At 44.3% G+C, this 15,548-nt stretch carries 13 protein-coding genes; 10 read left to right on the plus strand and 3 right to left on the minus strand.

The window, feature by feature from the left end; all coding sequences use genetic code 11:
* Positions 1–7: 7 nt before the first annotated feature.
* The gene (locus tag JCM16418_RS19120) at positions 8–271 is read left to right on the plus strand and encodes a hypothetical protein (RefSeq protein WP_036652216.1); all 264 of its coding nucleotides are present in this window, start codon (positions 8–10) and stop codon (positions 269–271) included.
* 158 nt (positions 272–429) lie between these two features.
* Positions 430–924, plus strand: coding sequence for a hypothetical protein (locus JCM16418_RS19125; RefSeq protein ID WP_036652218.1), 495 nt, complete (start codon positions 430–432; stop codon positions 922–924).
* Between the two features lie 130 nt (positions 925–1,054).
* Here JCM16418_RS19125 and JCM16418_RS19130 read toward each other — a convergent pair whose 3' ends face one another.
* Positions 1,055–2,755, minus strand: coding sequence for a methyl-accepting chemotaxis protein (locus JCM16418_RS19130; protein WP_036652221.1), 1,701 nt, complete (start codon positions 2,753–2,755; stop codon positions 1,055–1,057).
* A gap of 424 nt (positions 2,756–3,179) precedes the next feature.
* Here JCM16418_RS19130 and JCM16418_RS19135 point away from each other — a divergent pair, with 424 nt between their 5' ends.
* The 7 genes from JCM16418_RS19135 (at position 3,180) to JCM16418_RS25340 (ending at position 11,425) form a co-directional block, all read left to right on the plus strand.
* Positions 3,180–4,583: a cytochrome ubiquinol oxidase subunit I gene (locus tag JCM16418_RS19135; RefSeq protein ID WP_036652224.1), complete on the plus strand. Its 1,404-nt coding sequence runs from the start codon at positions 3,180–3,182 to the stop codon at positions 4,581–4,583.
* Positions 4,570–5,589 (plus strand): cytochrome d ubiquinol oxidase subunit II, encoded by a 1,020-nt coding sequence (cydB, locus tag JCM16418_RS19140; protein ID WP_036652310.1) that lies wholly within the window; start codon positions 4,570–4,572, stop codon positions 5,587–5,589. Before JCM16418_RS19135 ends, cydB begins: the two co-directional genes overlap by 14 nt.
* On the plus strand, positions 5,589–7,334 hold the full coding sequence (gene cydD / locus JCM16418_RS19145; RefSeq protein WP_036652227.1) for a thiol reductant ABC exporter subunit CydD: 1,746 nt from the start codon (positions 5,589–5,591) through the stop codon (positions 7,332–7,334). Before cydB ends, cydD begins: the two co-directional genes overlap by 1 nt.
* Entirely contained in the window at positions 7,331–9,088 is a 1,758-nt protein-coding gene (gene cydC / locus JCM16418_RS19150) for a thiol reductant ABC exporter subunit CydC (RefSeq protein WP_036652230.1), read from the plus strand. The genes cydD and cydC overlap by 4 nt, the downstream gene beginning before the upstream one ends.
* 230 nt (positions 9,089–9,318) lie before the next feature.
* Positions 9,319–9,912 carry a TetR/AcrR family transcriptional regulator gene (locus tag JCM16418_RS19155; RefSeq protein WP_036652233.1) on the plus strand — a complete coding sequence of 198 codons (594 nt, stop codon included), beginning with the start codon at positions 9,319–9,321 and terminating at the stop codon, positions 9,910–9,912.
* 52 nt (positions 9,913–9,964) lie between these two features.
* On the plus strand, positions 9,965–11,206 hold the full coding sequence (locus tag JCM16418_RS19160; RefSeq protein ID WP_081765510.1) for an MFS transporter: 1,242 nt from the start codon (positions 9,965–9,967) through the stop codon (positions 11,204–11,206).
* A gap of 63 nt (positions 11,207–11,269) precedes the next feature.
* Entirely contained in the window at positions 11,270–11,425 is a 156-nt protein-coding gene (locus tag JCM16418_RS25340; protein WP_162832483.1) for a hypothetical protein, read from the plus strand.
* A gap of 108 nt (positions 11,426–11,533) precedes the next feature.
* Here the strand turns inward: JCM16418_RS25340 and JCM16418_RS19165 are convergent, their stop codons facing one another.
* Both JCM16418_RS19165 and fumC read right to left on the minus strand, forming a co-directional pair.
* Entirely contained in the window at positions 11,534–12,349 is an 816-nt protein-coding gene (locus JCM16418_RS19165; protein WP_036652236.1) for a metal-dependent hydrolase, read from the minus strand.
* Positions 12,350–12,639: 290 nt separating this feature from the next.
* Positions 12,640–14,031, minus strand: coding sequence for a class II fumarate hydratase (gene fumC / locus JCM16418_RS19170; protein WP_036652239.1), 1,392 nt, complete (start codon positions 14,029–14,031; stop codon positions 12,640–12,642).
* A gap of 259 nt (positions 14,032–14,290) precedes the next feature.
* On the opposite strand from fumC, the gene JCM16418_RS19175 reads away from it, so the two are divergent.
* Complete coding sequence (locus JCM16418_RS19175; protein ID WP_242403915.1) at positions 14,291–15,490, plus strand: alkaline phosphatase; 1,200 nt, start codon at positions 14,291–14,293, stop codon at positions 15,488–15,490.
* Positions 15,491–15,548 lie beyond the last annotated feature (58 nt).

Here is a 15,548-nt window from a genome sequence, read left to right on the forward strand (position 1 = left end):
TTGTCAAATGCCAAACACACAGCACTATCAGCAAGCTAAGAAATATATGAATAAACAGGTTAAAGTAACAACAAAGTTCGGCAGCACGTTTTATGGTCATATCGTTAAGGTTAGCAAAAATAGAGTCTATTTAAAGGTATCCTCCGTTAAAAATCATAAGCAGGTGCAAATCTCATTTTTTCCGTTTATACTTCCCTTGGTTTTATTCGATTTGCTCGCTATTGTCCTGCTCGATACAAGACGTAGACCCTTTCGCAGACGCTTCTACTAAAATTAAGATAATGAGAGGAATTACCATCTCCGCTAGACCTTAAGCCCCCAAAAGGGGGTTTTTTGCTATAAATTGCGGCTGGCTATATTTCTCACTTTGATTATATGCGGAAGAAGTAGTACATTTAATATTGAAATCATAAGGAGGTTTCTAAATTAATGTTCTACGAAGACAATGAGAATTTGAGCATCATGACCTACACCTTGAACAGTGGCATTAAAGGAACTGTACCTTTATCGAATAAGCAAATTCAAGAATGGATTGAGTGCTACCGGCAGGAGGCCCGATTTATTACGGCCATCGGCAAGGAGTTTTTTGGTCTTAATCCAGGATTGGTTGCTGACTTTAAAGTGCACAACCGTTTTTCGAACTACGCAGAACTGATCAGACCGATCGGTGGTGGCGCTGTTGAATCTGTGGAAGCAGATGAAACGGATCAGTTATCCAAGGCGTATGAGGAAAACCGCGTGTTCTTCAAAGTCGATTGCAAATGCGGCACGACCTACACGACCTTCTCGCAATATTATACGACTAAATGGTTCTGTTCCAAGTGTAAAGAGATTGTCTTTATGGACAAGAAGAAGGGCAAGGTTCCTACAGATAAGGGCGAAGCATGGTATATGACTAACAAATATTTCGTAGCCCGTGACTAGCATGAGCATATAAATTTAATTGGAAGCCTTACTGAAAAGCTAGAATCCTTGCGATTCTGGATAAGACAGGGCGGCAGCACACTATGGTGCTGCCGCCCCTTTTCTTGTTTAACGATGCTGAATCAAAGCACTACTTAACAATTTTGAATTGTTCGATTAATAAATGGAGCTTCTCAGACAAGGAGGAGAGAGAGTGAGCAGAACGATCCACCTCTTCCATAGCTGCAAGCTGCTCTTCCGAGGAGGCCGACATAGTCTGGGCAATATCACTGTTCTGATTAGCCACCTCTACAATGGTCTGGATGGACTCCACTAGATTACTAGCTCGTTTACCTAGTCTACGCACCGCTGTGGAAATATCCTCGCTTTGCAAGGTCATTTGCTCCGCGGCTTCTTCAATCTGGCTAAAGGTTATACCTGCGGCTGTTATCATCTCGCTACCTTGATTTACCTGGTTAGTCGTACGATGCATGCTGCTACCTGCAATCTCCATTAGAGATAAGGTGTGCTGCACGATTTCATCGATTTGCAGCGCGGATTTCGCTGAACGCTCTGCTAGCTTACGGACCGATGCAGCTACTACGGAGAACCCTTTGCCATGCACGCCGGCACGGGCTGCTTCTATAGAAGCATTCAGGGCTAACAGATTCGTTTCTTTCGAAATTTCAGAGATGACGTCTAGTACATTTTTAATTTCCTGTGATTGGTTTCGTAAGTTATCGATAATCTGGCCTAGCTCCAACATATTATCATTGGCTAATTTCATTTGTTCCGCTGTCTGGCGCATGGAGAGGCTGCCATTTCGGGCTTGCTCATAATTTTCAGAAGCAGAGTGCATGGCGTGTTCTGCGCTGATGGAGATGTTAGAGATAAACTGGGACATTTCGGATACGAGCTGTGCGCCCTGTCCGAGAATTTGGAGCTGTTTATCCGCTCCATCGGCGAGTTCTACCATAACCAGTACATGATGCTCACCAGCGCTCCCGGTTTCTTTTGCACTAGCAGACAGTTCTTGCGAGTAAGAAGACACATACAGGGAGGTATCATGTACTTCAGAAATGACCTTCCTAAGATTAGAAGTCATTTGATCAAAGCTTACTGCAAGCCGCCCAACCTCATCACGTCCGGTAAACATCAAGGGTTCTTGCGTTAAGTCGCCAGCAGCAATTTGTTCAACCCGCTGTGTGAGCAGGGTCAGGGGACGGGTCATTCGGCTAATGATGAAGTATACCGCTACGGCTGCTGCTGTGAGAAGGATGCCACCTGCCACATACGGTTTAAGAATCATATCCAGCGTTCGCTGCTGAATGATTGAGGCATCGAAGTTGATCGCCATGAGGCCAACGATTTCCTGTGATGGATCATTATTTTTGTAAATAGGGCCGTAGCCTGTCTTCAAACGAACTTGCTTGTATGTATACACGTTGGAGTATAAGGAATGTTTCATGCTGCGAATCATTGCTTGATCCGTCTGGTTGAAATAAAAGGTATCTCCTGCGTGATAACCTCTTTTCTGAAGCTGCTGATCAGCCGCGAGAATTTTTCCTTCTAATGATAGGATGAAGGCCTCTTTAAAAATCGGTTTAAGCTCGACAATAGAGTTAATTTGCTGTTCGACCTTGGTTTTAGAAGCTGCATTTCCCCTTAGCAAAGCTTCAATATCCGCAGGATCAATCAGTCCTGTCGTAATATTCGCACATCCTACAAGTTCTACCCCCACAGATTGTTCAACCTGCCTGTAGGCCATGCGGTAACCGAATATCCCAATGGTCATGCCAATCATCATTAGAAGAGCAAACATTGAGAGTGTGATTTTTTGAGCTAATCTCATAGACGACAACCTCCACATTTAAAAATTCATTGCTGTTGTACAGGGTTAACTTTTTTGACGGTGTGACGAAATAAAAGGAATTTCCAAGAAAAAGATGGATATAAATGGGTTGCCTTGGGGTAATACATAGCAACGATACCACCGATTGGGGTAAATCGGGGGTCACTACAGTAAAATGCAGCTAGGCAATGGAGCTTCATGATTTGAGTAGGGACTCTGGAGGAAAAGCGTAACATTGCCTTAAATTTTTACTATTTTGTGACATAATTCACATTAGCTCATTTCTGGGCCTCTGAATGTGACATTTATCACATTGCAATGACGTTGGGTCTGCGAGAATACGATTATGAAATAGCTAATCACGTTATCAAGAAGCTGCTCCGGCAGGATTCTAAGAATAACTTATGAAAGAGGGAAAGAAGCGATGGATATAGTAACGCTGTCAAGATTTCAGTTCGCAGCTACGACAATTTTTCACTTTTTCTTTGTTCCAATTTCGATCGGTCTAGCTTTACTGATCGCAATTCTGGAAACGATGTATGTCGTCAAAGGTAAAGAAGAGTACAAACAAATGGCTAAATTCTGGGGTAAATTATTTCTGATTAACTTTGCTGTCGGTGTAGTAACAGGTATTCTTCAAGAATTTCAGTTCGGAATGAACTGGTCAGCGTATTCTAGATTTGTAGGGGATGTGTTCGGAGCACCGCTCGCGGTTGAAGCTCTATTGGCCTTCTTCCTAGAGTCTACCTTTATCGGGATATGGATCTTTGGATGGGACCGTTTATCTAAAAAAGTTCACATGATCTGTATCTGGCTCGTTGCGATCGGTACCATTATGTCTGCGTTCTGGATTCTGGCAGCTAACTCATTCATGCAAAGACCTGTCGGCTTCGAAATTAATAATGGACGCGCTGAAATGAATGATTTCCTCGCTCTGATTACGAATGGTCAGTTGTTATTGGAGTTCCCGCATACGATTTTGGGTGCTTTTATGACAGGTGCATTCCTCATTACAGGTATTAGCGCTTACAAGCTTCTAAAGAAGAAAGATGTTCAATTTTTCAAAAAATCCTTTACTGTTGCTATTATTGTTGCCTTGGTGTCATCCATAGCTGTTGCGCTAGTGGGTCACCAACAAGCTCAATACTTAGTCAAAACACAGCCTATGAAGATGGCAGCAACGGAAGCATTATGGGAAACTAGTTCCGATCCAGCGCCTTGGACCGTAACGGCATTCATCGATACAAAGAATCAGACCAATAGCGGGGAGTTTCAAATTCCCTATCTGCTAAGTTTTCTGTCGTATAGTAAATTTTCAGGTGAAGTTATTGGTATGAAAGAATTACAAGCTCAATATGAAGAAAAATATGGTCCTGGGAATTATATTCCGCCTGTACGGACTACGTTCTGGAGCTTCCGTATCATGGTAGCTGCTGGATCGCTTATGATTCTGCTTAGTATGTACGGCGTATACCTAGCTGCACGTAAGAAACTTGAAAACAATAATAAATGGTTTATGCGAATCATGTTGTTCTCCATTTCACTACCGCTGATTGCGAACACGTCGGGATGGGTGATGACGGAATTCGGTCGCCAACCGTGGACGGTATTTGGACTTATGACAACGGCTGATGGGGTATCACCAAGCGTAACCAGCGGTCAAGTGTTGTTCTCAATTATCGCTTTTACAACCATTTATGCGATTCTTGCAGCTGTGCTCGTATTCCTTTTCATTCGTGTTATTAAAAAAGGTCCATATGCAGTAGACAATGAACATGACGAATCAAGCGATCCATTTGATAAGGAGGGTTACCATCATGTCTCTTAATGAGCTATGGTTTGTCCTCGTCGCAGTGCTGTTTGTCGGATTTTTCTTCCTTGAAGGATTTGACTTTGGTGTAGGCATGTCGACGGGTATTCTAGCCAAAAATGATACAGAACGGCGGGTCCTAATCAATTCAATCGGCCCTTTCTGGGATGCTAACGAAGTATGGCTAATCACAGCGGGTGGCGCGATGTTCGCTGCTTTCCCTAACTGGTATGCAACACTGTTCAGCGGTTTCTATACGCCGCTCGTATTACTCTTACTTGCTCTGATTGGCCGCGGTGTGGCGTTTGAGTTCAGAGGTAAGGTTGAGACACCATCTTGGAAAAAAACATGGGATGTCGTCATCTTCATAGGCAGTTTACTACCTCCACTGCTACTTGGTGTGGTGTTTGCAGATCTGATCAAAGGATTACCTATTGGCCAGGACATGGAGATGAGAGCTTCATTCTTTGGTGATATCGTTAATATCTATTCTGTAGTAGGTGGTATTACCGTTGTGATGCTCTGCCTGGTGCATGGGCTTATGTTTACGACATTACGTACAATAGGAGACTTACAAGAGCGTGCTCGCAAGATGGGCAAACTGCTTCTGATTCCATTAGCTGCTTTATTAGTCGTATTTGAAATCATGACTTACTTCATGACTGATGTATTTGAGGCTCATGGAGGACTTATGGCGATTACGGTTGTTGTCATTGTTGTTGCTCTAGTGCTTGCATATATATTCATGAGTAAACAAAGAGATGGCTGGGCATTCGGTATGACGGGTGCAGTTATTGCGCTTACCATAACGTCCGTATTCATCGGATTGTTCCCGAATGTCATGATTAGCTCGATTGATACGGCTTTTAATTTGACGATTACGAATGCTGCTTCTGGTCATTATTCATTGAAAGTTATGACGATTGTGGCTATATCCCTGCTACCTTTCGTGCTAGGCTATCAAATTTGGAGCTACTTTGTCTTCCACAAACGCGTGCATGAGAAGGAGCATCTGGAGTATTAATGGATAAGAATTTACTGGGCTACAAAGGGATAAAGCCTGTTCTTGCAATCGTCATCCTACTGACACTGGTGCAGAGCGCATCTATCATCATGTTTGCAACGTGGCTGGCGGAAGTCATTTCCGCCCTCTTTGCCGGTGAATCCTTGCATCAGCAGTACAGTAAGATTTACATGTTCCTCGGAGCTTTTTTAGTACGACATATCATTAACTTTATCCAGCAAAAGGTGACCTATGCCTTTGCTGAGGCGACAGGTGCGAGTCTTCGTAAACAGCTAATGAATAAGCTGTTTGAGCTGGGTCCCCGTTTCGCCAAGACAGCAGGAACGGGCAATCTGGTCACCCTCGTTCTGGAGGGTGTTACCAAGTTCCGGAATTACCTTGAGCTGATTATTCCCCGCATGGTGGGGATGTCGATTCTGCCATGGGTGATTCTGGTTTATGTGTTCATGCAGGATATCACATCAGGTATTATTCTGCTTGTGTCGATGCCGATTCTGATTGTATTTATGATCTTGATTGGGCTCGCGGCGCGTAAGCATACGGAGCGGCAGCTAGATACGTACCGTACACTTTCAAATCATTTCGTAGACTCGCTTCGTGGATTAGAAACGCTGAAATTTCTTGGGCAAAGCCGAGCACATGGACATTCCATTAGTCGCGTTAGTGATCGGTATCGCTCAGCAACCATGCGGACACTGCGAGTGGCGTTCTTATCATCCTTTGCACTGGACTTCTTCACAATGTTATCCGTAGCTACGGTAGCTGTTGGACTTGGACTAAGGTTAGTCGATGGCAATATGGCACTCGTTACAGGACTCACCGTACTCATTCTCGCACCAGAGTATTTCCTACCTGTACGAATGGTAGGCGCTGATTTTCACGCCACATTAGATGGTAAGGAAGCCGGAGCTGCAATGAAGTCCATTATTGATGAGCCAATGCAGCAAGAGGCGGAACTCAAAGGGTCTGCGAAGCAAAGGGAAGCCGCTGGTGTACAGTGGACAGCAGAGAGCAAGCTGGTGCTAAGCGGAGTTTGTGTTCAGCATCAAGTAGATGCTAATCCTTCTTTGAACAACGTCTCAGCGCATATCCAAGGAATGCAGAAGATCGGTATTATTGGGGCCAGCGGTGCCGGTAAATCAACACTGATCGACGTGCTGGGTGGATTTCTACAGCCAACCGCAGGGCAATTTGAGCTGGATGGCAGTGCAGTAAACTCGCTTATACATGAGGCTTGGCGGCAGCTGACCACGTATATCCCGCAGCAGCCGTATTTATTCAGCAGCTCGCTTGCGGATAATATCCGCTTCTATTCGCCGGAGGCGTCGGCAGTTGAAGTAGAACAGGCTGCTACCGCGGCCGGGTTATCAGAGCTTGTCCGTAGCCTCCCGCAAGGCATGGACGAAATGATTGGCGGCGGCGGGCGGCCACTCAGTGGTGGACAGGAGCAAAGAGTCGCGCTTGCGCGGGCTTTTCTCAGTGAACGGCCGATCATGTTGCTTGATGAACCAACTGCACATTTAGATATTGAAACCGAGTATGAACTGAAACAGACCATGCTGTCTCTTTTTAACGATAAACTCGTATTTCTAGCAACACATCGTCTGCACTGGATGCCGGATATGGATAAGATCATCGTTCTGGATCATGGGCAAGTGGCCGAGGTGGGCACACATCAAGAGTTGATTGCACGCAAAGGTGCCTATTACAGTCTTATTACATCGCAAATGGAGGGAGTGCAATGAATAGTGAATCATGGCTGCGTCCGTACGTACGGACATACTTTGGAAGATTTCTACTGATCATTGTGCTAGGCTCACTCACCCTCCTGACCGCATCTATGTTGATGTTTACATCAGGATTCTTGATTTCCAAAGCGGCATTACGGCCAGAAAATATTCTGATGGTCTATGTGCCGATTGTCTTGGTGCGCACGTTCGGAATTAGCCGTGCCGTGATTCACTACGTGGAGCGTTTAGTAAGCCATGATGCGGTGCTGAGAATTGTATCGAAGATGCGTACTAGATTGTATCAGATCCTCGAACCGCAGGCGCTGTTTATCTCATCACGCTTTCGTACGGGAGATGTGCTAGGCGTCCTGTCCGATGATATTGAGTATTTGCAGGATGTATATCTGCGGACGGTATTTCCAACAGTTGTAGCCTTAGTGATGTATGTATTTACGATTGTGGCTCTAGGAAGCTTTGATATCCAGTTTGCACTCGTCATGGCCCTGTACATCTTCGTGTTAGTCGCGGTATTACCGTGGGTCTCTCTACTAATTACGAAGACCAAAACGAAACTTGCTAAACAACAGCGTGGACAACTCTATCATAAGTTAACAGACGCTGTGCTCGGCATGAGTGATTGGGTCATTAGCGGCAGACCTGCACAGTTTCTGAGCACATATGAAGCGGATGAACGCGAGGTAGCCCATATTGAAGGGCAAATCAAAAGTTGGGGCCGCTGGAGACAGCTTATCGGTCAGTGTGTCATTGGTCTAAGCGTAGTATCGATGGTCATATGGGCAGGTCAGCAGTTCGCAGATCAGCATATCTCGGCAACGCTCATTGCCGCTTTTGTACTCGTTGTCTTTCCAATTATGGATGCGTTTATGCCTGTATCGGAAGCTATCGAGAAGATTCCACGCTATCAAGACTCGCTATCAAGACTCGCTGAGATTAGTAGCGGAGAGAGAGATAGCGTCGAGGTATCGACATTGACTACTGCAGAAGCGCAGGCTCTAGCAAGTGAAGGTGTAGATCTGAAGGTAGAGCATGCTAGCTTTAGATATAGCGAACAATCTCCATGGTCTGTGCAGGACTTAACGCTAGATATTCCCCAAGGGAAGAAAATTGCGATTATTGGACGGAGTGGAGCTGGCAAATCTACGCTGCTTAAGCTGATCGAAGGAGCACTTGCACCTACATCAGGAACCGTTCAGCTTAGCGGTAAAGAAGCCTATCAGATTGGCGATCAAATGCCACATGTAATTTCGGTACTAAATCAAAGCCCGCATTTGTTCGATACAACAGTTGAGAACAATATCCGGCTCGGCGACCGCGAAGCAGCGGATGAGGATATCCGCCGTGTAGTGCAGCAGGTGAAGCTGGATCAATTGATTGAATCACTGCCACTAGGATACAAGACGCATATGCATGAGACGGGACAGCGCTTCTCTGGTGGTGAGCGCCAGCGGATTGCCCTCGCACGGGTTTTGCTGCAAAACACGCCAGTCGTTATTCTTGACGAACCGACGGTCGGCCTAGATCCAAGCACAGAGAATGAACTCGTGCGGACGATGCTGGACACGATGCAGGGCAAGACGTTGATCTGGGTAACCCATCATTTAGTAGCAGCTGAGCATATGGATGAAATTATCTTTATGGATAACGGCGCGATTGCGATGCGCGGAACTCACGCTGAATTGATGGAGAAATCAGCACGTTATCGGAATCTATATCTTTTGGATCACCCAGAAGCCTATGTAGTGGAATAGTACACTAGAAAATGATGCTTTTTCGTTAACAGCGCCCTGATATGGGGCGCTGTTTTTGTATTTTCTGAGGATTCCAATGATACGTTATTTTATTTAGTGAAAAAATTTGTTGATCCTCGTAAAATGAATGGTTTTTGCTTCCCTGCACCTATCCATTCTTTCGGTAATATAATACTTGACTGATCATTCCAGAAAATATATAGTAAACACACTAAGGGAGGGAATGCAGCATGGGAAGACATAAAGAATTTGATGAAGGCCTAGCGGTAGAACAGGCACTCGAGCTGTTCTGGGCTAAAGGGTACGAAAGCACATCGATTCAGGATTTATGCGACCATATGGGCATTCACCGTGGAAGCTTATATGATACCTTTGGCGATAAGAAGGCCTTATTTATTCGTTGTTTGGATCGGTTCCGACAGATCACGGATGACGATATGTATTCAATTCTCAGCAAGAATACGACAGATCCGAAGCAGCAATTGAAGCAATTTTTCGAAGCTGTGATTGATAACTCCATGAATAATGCATCTTTAAATAGAGGCTGTTTCTTTGCCAATACGACGCTTGGAGCTGTCGCTCGGGAACCGGAAGTAGCCAGCCGGGTAGAGGCGCATTATGATTTTACTGAACAGGTATATTATCAGTTTGTCATACGTGCTCAGCAAAGCGGTCACTTAAAGAAGGGGCTCAGCCCGCGAGAAGTCGCTCGGTTCCTCGTGAATACGAAGCAGGGACTCAGCGTACTAGCCAATACGGCGACAGAACGTGGCGTTCTGGAGGATGCTTGTCACGTGGCAATGGCTATTTTGGAGACAGAATAGCCTTTCTTTTACCTTTTTCTTGAATGATCGTTCCAAAAAAGGAGATGATGAAATGAAAAGAATGATCTTTGTCATGCTTATGATGGCTGTAGGAGCTACCTTTGCATCCCCACTGTTTCCTTTATTTCAGGATCACTATCAGCTGAGTAGTCTGCAAATCACGATTTTGTTCGCTGTATATGCTTTGTTTCTATTGCCGACACTTCTGATCACGGGTTCAAAGGGGGAAAGCTGGGGGCTGAAAAAAGTACTTCGCCTAAGTATCATCTTATCCATGATTTCAACGCTAACTTTCCTGATCGGCCACCATTCCATTTGGCTGTATGCTGCTAGAATCGTAGAGGGGGTTGGATATGGTGCATTTACAGGGGCTGCATCGGCTTATTTACTAAAGCTATGCTCTGCACGTCAGGTCAGCACGGCCGTTAAGCTCTCGGGTATGACGGTATCTATTGGATTTGGCCTCGGACCTGCAATTACGGGGATTGTTATTCAATATATTCATATTCAGCCACTCAGGCTGCCCTTCTGGGTATTGCTGTTGATGCTCTTGAGTTCACTCATTGTGCTGGAAACCATTATAGATCCCGATCGCCGTAATAGGGACGCTGATGACATCCATAAGCAGAAGGCAACGCCCATTTCTCTCGGGATTCCAGCACGGTTACGTTCTCCATTCTGGTCCATGATTGCCTTGTCCATCTTCACGGTATTTACACTGAACGGAATTGTCCTATCTCTTATTCCGACGTTTGCCAAAACGGTCATCCATACATCCAATCTGTCGGTATCTGGATTCTTAATTTTGCTCCTTTTAGGGGGAGGAGGGTGTATGCAGCTCATTCCTTGGCCTGCACATCCCGTTATTCGGATGCGGATTGGTGTCATTCTGATCATCACAGGCTCATGGTTCGTTGTTGCTTCCGGGCAATCAGCGAGCCTCGTTCTTCTATGGAGCGGGATGTTCATACAGGCTTTGGGGAGCGGGTGGATGTTCCAGACCAGTCTACGCCTCGCTGGACAGTTATCGAAGCAGCATGAACGAGCACAGGTGATATCAACAACGTATTTGGCTGGTTACGCCGGATTTATTGTCCCAACCGTAGGTGTTGGTGTGTTATCGCGATTCTTTGATCTGAACACATCACTTGTTATTTTAAATGTGCTAGCTTCCTTGCTCGTGCTGTATATGTTGCTGTATTCCATTACATTCGCAAAATATTACGCTGAACATGAGCGCTTATCTCAAGAGAACACGGATCTGCAATCTTCTGCTCAAGCCAATAATGCATAATTTTCTTGATTTAGGTAAATTCTATAATTTGGGTATATAGGAAACCGAAGGAGGTGCAATGCAATGAGTCAGGATGCTAAGGAACCAAGCAAATATGAAGTGCAAACAACGGAGCTGAACAAAATGCCAGTTCCAGATAAGCAAGATACGGAATTTGCGAAAGAAGTTGCTGAAGATGCGAAGGAAGCATTTAATCAGAAACAGTCACAGGATCAGTAGTAATATAATCGTGATCTAAATCAAAAGCAGCTCCGACCCTACAAAGGGAGGAGCTGCTTTTTGAATGAGACTAATACTCCATCGGCTCAATAATCGTAAATATATACACTATTTTTGAACCCAGACTATTCTATCTTTTGATTGAAACGTAACTTCTTTATTATTATTGAAAAGATCATAACACAAGATTTCGTAGACATTACCGTGCTGTTCCCACTTTTTTACTTCGTATTGCAATTTTATTTGCGGCGTAAAATAAAATGATGTTTCTTTTCGAGTTAAAGAGTTTTCAACAAATCCGTCAATTTTAAAAAGATCAGAGTTGATCATATATCTCCATGTGTGCGCTTCCCAAGGCCATTGACTTGCAGGGATTACATAGTAATTAGCATTTACGAGCGGATAATCCGAATGAAGTTCCTTAGAAATCATTATTTTTGAACTGCATTGAAATATAAGAAACAGAGCAATTAGTGCTAAGGCGATCTTATTCATTAATTTTGCTTTTTTGATGATAATTCCTATGATAGATATAACTAATATTACGACCCAAATCACAGGTGTAGATCGATTTAACAAACTGTAGTTAAAGTCTGTTGTGCTTAACGGATAGAATAAAAGGTTACCGTCATCTATAAAATCCATGAACAGATGTGCTAGCATAGGCAACAAAAATAACAATAATAGGTGTATGTATTTCTCGGATGAATATACTAATTTAACAATAAAAGCTAAGCCTATGCAGATAAATGGAACGATGAGAAGTGAGTGTAAATATTGATCATGAAATATAAATTTAGTTACATCTGGAACTAAGCCGGCGAAAGCACCGATTATATAATAGAATAGTTTTCTATTATTAGGACTAATCAATAAAGCTAAAGCTGCGCCCATAAATGCGTGATGCAAAATATCATTAATCATTGTTTTATTCTCCTTTAATTACAAATTGCCAGTTTAGCTCCCTTCGTATTCGCATAGAATATATTGCTTTATTAATTATATACTTAAAAAAATGGATATTATTAGTTTTTAGTGCTAATTACTATAAAACTGAAAATACAGAAAGTTAAACTTCATTTTGAGTAGTATTAATATATTTGAGCAGAGAAAAAGGCTGGCGAGAAACATATCGCCAGCCTTTTTCTCCCTATACAACTTTGAAGTTATCCAATCCAAATTGAATGGTGCACTCTTTGAATGTGGAAGAATTCTTAGTCTTCTGTTGGATGAATCATTTGCTCTGGACGAACAACGGCATCGAATTGCTCTTCAGTCAGGAGGCCACTCTTCAGCGCTGCTTCTTTCAGTGTAAGTCCTTCTTTATGCGCCATTTTAGCTACAGCAGCTGCGTTCTCATAACCGATGTGTGGGTTAAGAGCTGTGACTAGCATCAGCGATTTTTGTAGGTTTGCTTGGATCGCTGCGCGGTCTGGCTCGATGCCAATCGCACAGTTATCATTGAATGAACGCATAGCATCGCCAAGTAGGCGTGTCGTTTGTAAGAAGTTATAGATGATAACCGGCTTGAATACGTTCAGCTCGAAGTTTCCTTGGCTGGCTGCAAAGCCGATTGCTGCATCATTACCCATGACTTGGCATACAACCATAGTCAAAGCTTCACTTTGTGTAGGGTTTACTTTACCTGGCATGATCGAGCTGCCTGGCTCGTTCGCAGGAATAATCAACTCGCCGATACCACAGCGTGGTCCACTTGCGAGCCAGCGCACATCGTTTGCGATCTTCATGAGATCAGCAGCAAGCGCCTTCAAGGCTCCATGAACATACACCAGCTCATCGTGGCTTGTAAGTGCATGGAACTTGTTCGAAGCGGATGTGAATGTTTTGCCTGTCAGCTTGCTGATTTCTGCAGCCGTCATATCACCAAATTTAGGATGGGCATTAATGCCTGTTCCTACAGCGGTTCCGCCAATGGCAAGCTCGCGTAGTGATTCAATACTCGCACGGATCATGCCCTCGGTTTTCTCCAGCATACGGTGCCAGCCACTGATTTCTTGGCCAAGTGTTAGAGGTGTGGCATCCTGAAGATGTGTTCTGCCGATTTTGATAATATCCATGAATTGTTCGCTCTTCGCGCGGAAGGTTTCTTTGAGCAGATCGAGTGCAGGTAGGACATGATCCTCAACAGCGATCAATGCCGCAATATGCATAGCTGTTGGGAACGTATCGTTGGAGCTTTGTGATTTATTCACATCGTCATTCGGATGAATGCGTTGCTCGCTACCTTGCTCCTTAAGCATTTGGTTGGCGCGGTTCGCAATAACCTCATTAACGTTCATATTCGACTGCGTACCACTTCCAGTTTGCCATACAGCTAGTGGAAAGTGCTCGTCCAGCTTGCTTTCAATCACTTCATCAGCAGCAGCGACAATCGCGTCCGCCTTTTCGGAGTTCAGTTTGCCTAGCTCGCGGTTTGCAAGGGCAGCACTCTTTTTCAAAATAGCAAACATACGGATCAAATCTAGTGGCATTTTTTCCGTACCAATAGGGAAGTTCTCGAAGCTACGCTGTGTTTGGGCTGCCCACAACTTATCCGCAGGAACTTGAATCTCACCAATCGTATCTTTCTCAATTCTGAATTCCACTCAGATTTCCTCCTTATTTGACGCTCAGATTGAACTGTTCATAGATATAAGATGGCGTCTTTATAGTATGAAATATATCATAATCTTCCTATGAGTTGAAAATACATTTAAATAGAATTTACAAATTTCGGTCGATAGCTTAATACTTGGGCTCTATACTCTGCATGAGAATTCATTCCGAAGGGTGGTAGATTTCATGAAAAGAAGCAAACGGAGTATGGTACAGGCTGCATTGTGTGTAGGTACAGTAGTTAGTCTTATGTTTACAGGTATGGTAAGTGCTAAGGGGAATACTGGGAACAGTCATACGTCCACGAAAGCGAAGAACGTCATTCTATTTGTTGGTGATGGGATGGGTATAGCACAGCGCGATGCGATTCGTCTGAACACGGTTGGTGTGAACGGTAAACTGCAGATGGATGACATGCCTTATGCTGCCTTGCTTCGAACTCATTCTACAGCACCGATTACGGATTCGGCTGCCGCGGGAACAGCCATTGCAAGTGGTGTAAAGACGTACAACGGCGCAGTAGGCATGGATGCTAATAAGAAAGCTGTGAAGACGGTGCTCGAAATAGCCAGAGACATGGGTAAATCAACAGGCCTTGTGACAACAAGCCAAATTACGGATGCTACACCAGCTGTATTCGCCTCGCATGTAGAGAATCGCTCTGCTCAGAGTGATATTGCGAAACAATATTTGGAGAACACGAAAGTAGATGTTCTGCTTGGCGGCGGCGAGGACTTCTGGTATCCGGCAGGAAAGCCGGGAGCTTATCCAGATCATCCTGCAGAGGATACAACGGAAGAGAGTAAGGGGACGCAAGGGAATTTAGTGGAAAAGGCTAAGAAACTGGGATATCAATATGTTACGAATAATACGGAGCTTCAAAAAATCAAAGGTGGCAAGATTCTGGGGCTGTTCGCGAATGAGGAAATGTTTCAGCAGAAGCCGGAAGGCGAAGGGGACCTGTACAATCCGGTCGTGTCGCTGCAAGACATGACGAAGAAAGCCATCGATACACTTTCAAGTAACAAAAAGGGGTTTTTCCTTATGGTTGAGGAAGAAGGAACCGATGAGATGGCTCATCAAAACAATGCCAAATTAACGATTAAATCGGGTCAGGAGCTTGATAAAGCAGTCGGAGTAGCTAAAGCGTTTGCCAAGAAACATCCTGACACGCTCGTACTAGTACTGGCTGATCATGAGACAGGCGGTTTTACGATCGAAGAAGTGGATGATAAGGATGAGTCAGGCGATGGTATTTCCAAGGAAGATGGACCGTTCAGCATTGCAAACTCCAAGGATCAATTTATGGTGGACTGGACGACTTCGGGTCATACGGGTGTAGATATTCCACTGACTGCAATGGGCAGCGGAGCTGAATTATTCCATGGCATTTATGAGAATACGTATGTGCATGATGCACTTCTTCAGCTATGGGGGATCAAGAAATAAAACGTCCCTTGAGCGCTTTCATATGCCCCATTTGTCTTCGCGCCTCCTCAATGTTATT

The sequence above is a fragment of the Paenibacillus pini JCM 16418 genome, assembly GCF_000576305.1.
GTDB lineage: Bacteria > Bacillota > Bacilli > Paenibacillales > Paenibacillaceae > Paenibacillus_AQ > Paenibacillus_AQ pini.

What these genes read in the sequence shown, in the direction of transcription:
- JCM16418_RS19120 (WP_036652216.1), top strand. Translation starts at nt 8, where the DNA reads ATGCCAAACACACAGCACTATCAGCAAGCTAAGAAATATATGAATAAA.
- JCM16418_RS19125 (WP_036652218.1), top strand. Translation starts at nt 430, where the DNA reads ATGTTCTACGAAGACAATGAGAATTTGAGCATCATGACCTACACCTTG.
- JCM16418_RS19130 (WP_036652221.1), bottom strand. Translation starts at nt 2,755, where the DNA reads ATGAGATTAGCTCAAAAAATCACACTCTCAATGTTTGCTCTTCTAATG.
- JCM16418_RS19135 (WP_036652224.1), top strand. Translation starts at nt 3,180, where the DNA reads ATGGATATAGTAACGCTGTCAAGATTTCAGTTCGCAGCTACGACAATT.
- cydD (WP_036652227.1), top strand. Translation starts at nt 5,589, where the DNA reads ATGGATAAGAATTTACTGGGCTACAAAGGGATAAAGCCTGTTCTTGCA.
- cydC (WP_036652230.1), top strand. Translation starts at nt 7,331, where the DNA reads ATGAATAGTGAATCATGGCTGCGTCCGTACGTACGGACATACTTTGGA.
- JCM16418_RS19155 (WP_036652233.1), top strand. Translation starts at nt 9,319, where the DNA reads ATGGGAAGACATAAAGAATTTGATGAAGGCCTAGCGGTAGAACAGGCA.
- JCM16418_RS19160 (WP_081765510.1), top strand. Translation starts at nt 9,965, where the DNA reads ATGAAAAGAATGATCTTTGTCATGCTTATGATGGCTGTAGGAGCTACC.
- JCM16418_RS25340 (WP_162832483.1), top strand. Translation starts at nt 11,270, where the DNA reads ATGAGTCAGGATGCTAAGGAACCAAGCAAATATGAAGTGCAAACAACG.
- JCM16418_RS19165 (WP_036652236.1), bottom strand. Translation starts at nt 12,349, where the DNA reads ATGATTAATGATATTTTGCATCACGCATTTATGGGCGCAGCTTTAGCT.
- JCM16418_RS19175 (WP_242403915.1), top strand. Translation starts at nt 14,291, where the DNA reads ATGTTTACAGGTATGGTAAGTGCTAAGGGGAATACTGGGAACAGTCAT.